Origin of the sequence: Thalassolituus sp. UBA3500 (assembly GCF_002377545.1) — a bacterium.
Taxonomy (GTDB): domain Bacteria; phylum Pseudomonadota; class Gammaproteobacteria; order Pseudomonadales; family Oceanobacteraceae; genus Thalassolituus.
Map to the genome: position 1 here is coordinate 1 of NZ_DFQB01000018.1, position 4,121 is coordinate 4,121.

At 49.0% G+C, this 4,121-nt stretch carries 8 protein-coding genes; 3 read left to right on the forward strand and 5 right to left on the reverse strand.

The genetic code is table 11. The features are described from left to right. Positions 1-684 (reverse strand): hypothetical protein (locus B2R29_RS04270; protein ID WP_301179931.1); only part of this gene is annotated, 684 nt, incomplete at its 3' end. Positions 685-1,027: 343 nt separating this feature from the next. Here B2R29_RS04270 and B2R29_RS04275 point away from each other — a divergent pair. Continuing rightward, entirely contained in the window at positions 1,028-1,285 is a 258-nt protein-coding gene (locus tag B2R29_RS04275) for a type II toxin-antitoxin system ParD family antitoxin (RefSeq protein WP_301179932.1), read from the forward strand. Positions 1,286-1,290: 5 nt separating this feature from the next. Further along, positions 1,291-1,590, forward strand: coding sequence for a type II toxin-antitoxin system RelE/ParE family toxin (locus B2R29_RS04280; protein WP_301179933.1), 300 nt, complete (start codon positions 1,291-1,293; stop codon positions 1,588-1,590). A gap of 382 nt (positions 1,591-1,972) precedes the next feature. Here B2R29_RS04280 and B2R29_RS04285 read toward each other — a convergent pair whose 3' ends face one another. After that, positions 1,973-2,383, reverse strand: coding sequence for a T6SS immunity protein Tdi1 domain-containing protein (locus tag B2R29_RS04285; RefSeq protein ID WP_301179934.1), 411 nt, complete (start codon positions 2,381-2,383; stop codon positions 1,973-1,975). 206 nt (positions 2,384-2,589) lie between these two features. Here B2R29_RS04285 and B2R29_RS04290 point away from each other — a divergent pair, with 206 nt between their 5' ends. Further along, the gene (locus B2R29_RS04290; RefSeq protein ID WP_301179935.1) at positions 2,590-3,066 is read left to right on the forward strand and encodes a MaoC/PaaZ C-terminal domain-containing protein; all 477 of its coding nucleotides are present in this window, start codon (positions 2,590-2,592) and stop codon (positions 3,064-3,066) included. Positions 3,067-3,082: 16 nt separating this feature from the next. Here B2R29_RS04290 and B2R29_RS04295 read toward each other — a convergent pair whose 3' ends face one another. The 3 genes from B2R29_RS04295 to B2R29_RS04305 form a co-directional block, all read right to left on the reverse strand. Continuing rightward, positions 3,083-3,451 carry a hypothetical protein gene (locus tag B2R29_RS04295; RefSeq protein ID WP_301179936.1) on the reverse strand — a complete coding sequence of 123 codons (369 nt, stop codon included), beginning with the start codon at positions 3,449-3,451 and terminating at the stop codon, positions 3,083-3,085. A 59-nt stretch (positions 3,452-3,510) separates the two neighbouring features. Further along, positions 3,511-3,762 carry a hypothetical protein gene (locus B2R29_RS04300; protein ID WP_301179937.1) on the reverse strand — a complete coding sequence of 84 codons (252 nt, stop codon included), beginning with the start codon at positions 3,760-3,762 and terminating at the stop codon, positions 3,511-3,513. Between the two features lie 112 nt (positions 3,763-3,874). Further along, positions 3,875-4,121: hypothetical protein (locus B2R29_RS04305; protein WP_301179938.1), on the reverse strand; the 247-nt coding region annotated here is incomplete at its 5' end.

Consider the following 4,121-nt stretch of genomic DNA (forward strand, 5'->3'; position numbering starts at 1 on the left):
ACCCATTCTGGCGATCTGGCTGGCCTGCAACTGCCCTTCAACGTTTAACCGGATATCCGGCTTAGTCGCTCTAGGTTTGCGCTTCGCCAACGTAATTCCACGTTCCGCGTTGCTAAAAGCTGTACCACGATTTTTTGCTCGGTGGGCAGCCGGTGAAAAACTCTGAAGCTCGATAGCGTAGCGCTGCGCCAGTTCAGCATAGGCAATACGCACCGAGCGCTTGGCTTCGATAATGCGCTGACCTTGCCCACGTCCGTATTTACCAGACTCCACAAGACTACGTAGATTGTTAAGCGACTTCTGATAAGTAACGACGGCTTTTTCAAAATTGTTCAGTCTTGCGAAAGCCGCCGTCGACCCTGCATTAATAGCAGCATTCAACTGTGCCATGTTCTCATCGCCGAAATAGCGATCAAGAAAGGCAGCCAGAACGGCAGTTTCATCACCACATGCTTCCGCGACACCCGCAATACACTGACGTTCGGCGGGTGCTACCCGGTTCAGTTGATTACGTACACTGACCGATAGACTGTCGGACTCGAGGCTGAAGACGGTAGAGCGTGACAACGATGTGCCCGGCATAACCTGGTTTGCCATGCACAGCTGTTGAGTATCATCGGCATTCAGCCCATGTAATACGTCTGAGGCTTTGGCAGGCTCTTTGAGAAAAAGTAGTTCTGGCACGGTGTCTTCCCTGATGAAGTGCTTATTCTGGCAATTATGCATGACGCTCAGGCCTGCCTCAATGGCAGCTAGCTATCAGTTTATTGGTCATTCCCGCGAAGGCGGGAATCCAGTGCGGACTATGTGGTTCCCCGCCTTGATTCAAGGGGTCAGGATTCAAGGGGTCAGAGTCGTTGATTTCTTATACGCCTTCGACTTCCGATCACCACCATGCCCTGCTGTTTTACGGATTAAAATGATGTGTAAAACCGTCTGCCCCACCAGTCACAAACATACAAAGATTGACAATCTTTGTATGGCGACCTAGCATAAACTGCATAAACATCTGCCTTTGGAGATCATTATGCATGTATCCCTGACTGCCGAACTGGAGTCTCGCGTTAAAGCCAAAGTTGAAAGCGGCTTATACAACAACGCCAGCGAGGTGATTCGTGAAGCACTACGCTTTATGGATACACACGAAGACTGGATTCACGAAGTAAAACTGGCTCACCTGCGCGAGCAACTAAGAACAGGCACGGATGAACTGGATCGCGGAGCAGGCATCACCATTGAATCAAAAGCCGCACTAGACTCATTGTTTGACGACATCAAGGCCTGAACCAAATGCCAGTACGCCAACTTGTTATTGCGCCTGCCGCCAAGGCTGATCTTAAGGACATTTATCAGTACGGACTTAGGCAATGGGGAGCAGCCCAATCCGACAGTTATCTAGAAACTCTCAAAGAGCACTTTTGGTCTCTTACCGAACAACCGTTGATGGGCACTGAGCGAACCGAACTCTTGCTTGATGTCAGAAGCACTCCTATTGAAAGCCATACGCTGTTTTACAGAGTCACTACTAATACAGTAGAAATTATTCGCGTACTTCATGGTCGCCAAGACCCACGGCGACACCTGAAATAGCTTACGAAACTATCCTATTCAAAAGGAGTGGCTTGGATTAGATTGAAGAATGAAAAACCTGAGTCCAGATTCAAGGGGGCAGAGTCGTTGATTTCTTATACGCCTTCGACTTCCGATCACCAACATGCCCTAAGATCTTACCAGCAACATCTGCTCTCATAATCCACAGAAATAACCCTTTGTGGTCAGTCAGGACATCAGGAAGGCGCACAGTTCGAAACTCAAAAGTTGAGTATTGGGCACACTCAGAGCTATGGGCTATTTAGGTCAACCCAACAGATACCTCACCACCTATCGCGAATAGCCTCCGACTGATTCGTTCCTACACTGCAACCAAGATGTCGGGGATAAGATCCCCTCCTACAAATCCACAGACCTTCTATTAATTAGCAGCCAAAAATTCACGAACCTGCTTGTGGTATTCCAGAATATCCATCACCTCGATATTTTCAGCGGAGTAATCGCCACCTTTAAAAAGCGGTGTATTGAATCCGAAACATTCATTGGCATACAAGGTCATGCCCGCCTCTGAGAGTGCGGCCTGGGCATCCAAGTGATACCAGTCGTCTCCCAGAGCCACATCAACGGGCGGTAGGCCGTATTCTTTGATCTCTTCGGTGACCGTCATCACTTCTCCGTCGGTAACCGAGACCATCACGAACTCGCCATCCGGTAATTCTAAAAACACATCGCCCATCGGGGTAATGTCGAGAACCGTCGCATCGGCTGGTAACTCCCACAGAGCTTTGATGCCATCCGAGGTTTGGGCGTCGTAAGAGACTTTGAATTTCATAAGATTCACCGATGGATAATAGATTCGCGTAACGTATTGCCATTTTACACGGGCTGCGGCAAGCCGGGGATATGATCCCCTCCTACAAGCTACAGGTTCATCTCTTTGCCAGAGCATGAACAAAGGCGACGATCAACTGCACTGCGTCATCGTATTTTCATCTCATCGCGTTAACCTGACTCCTGACCTTATCGCGGAGCAGTGTTATGTCATCGACGATCAACCACGCCTATTCGTCACTGAGTATCGGAGACAGCGACCAATTAACCCATACCGTCACGGAAGGCGATATCCGCCTGTTTGCTGCATCCAGCGGGGATAATAACCCGGTGCACCTTGATCACGATTACGCAGAGCACTCCCGCTTTGGCGGTGTGATTGCTCATGGCATGTATTCAGGGGTTCTGATCTCTCGCATGCTGGGCACCCAGTTTCCAGGGCCTGGTACCATTTACCTGTCGCAAACGCTGAACTTCAGAGCGCCTGTGCGCCCGGGAGATACGTTAACCGTGAACGTGGAGGTAATAGCACTTCACGAGCACAAGCCGGTCGCTACCCTCGCCTGCACAGTGACAAATCAGAACGATGAGCTGGTGACCGACGGAGAATCTGTGGTGTTAGTGCCTAAAGAATCAAAAAGGGTGAAGATGCCGGAGGTGCCGGTGTTCGAGGAAAGGCAATGATGAGCTATCAAAGAGGCTAGAAAATTACGCTCCTGATAAGCCACCCGATGAAGACCACAAGAAACATGACATACTGAGATATCGATACGATGAAACCCAACCCTTTATCGTACGAAGTCGCATATTTATTGACTAATTCACCATTAATAAACGGATATTTACTTGAGTTAATACCCAAGAAGCCCAAAGCCAACACATCAGAGAACGAAAGCGCTCGGGTTCCCATAATATCAACAGGCATCTCTCTGGAGCATCCTGCTTCCTCGATACGTTTATCAATACTCGGTACGGTTGTCCTGTTGAAAATAAGTAAAGCTATCCCCCATACCAGAAACAGAACCAGCACTGACATCAGTTCGATCCATGAGAACTCTTCAGTCATCACTCAACCTTCCATGCTTTGCATCAAACTCGTAGGCCATCATACTTTCAGGGTAACAACACTCAGGCTTCTGGAATAAAGAAAGAACCCACGAGTGCAATCAGAACCCAACCATACGATGTCAGTGTTAACATCAAACCGAGCAACTTTTCTGTGCTATTCGCATAAGGCCTGATCGCACGTGCGCTAATCAGTGGATTACCGTCATGGTTTAATGGATTCCCCACAGGCAAGCCAATGGCGGTAGCAATCATCAAAACACGTAAGCCCATAATATCCAGAGGACAGGCCTTTGGTTGCCCAGCTTCAGCCATTCTTCTATCTATTCGAGGGACAACCCTGTAAGAAAATAGGAACCAGAGGAAAGCAGAAACAATAAACAGCGAAAACATGCTGATATACACAGCCCCTTCTATTGTCATATCCTCATAAGCTCCGCATTATCCAATCCGCACCATTTTGTCCCAGCTCATCCAGTTTCGAACCAGCAAAGTACCCAGCTGTGAGGCTTACTGCGAATACTCCCCCAAGCAGCACCCAGCCAACGGGACCCGCTAACGTCAAGCCAGCATTAACTGCCAACAGAGTTCCTCCTGCAAAGGTCGCTTTACCAACATACAGGCCCGCTGCTGTACCCAGCCCAAAACCAGTCACCTCTCGCGCCCCTGCACGC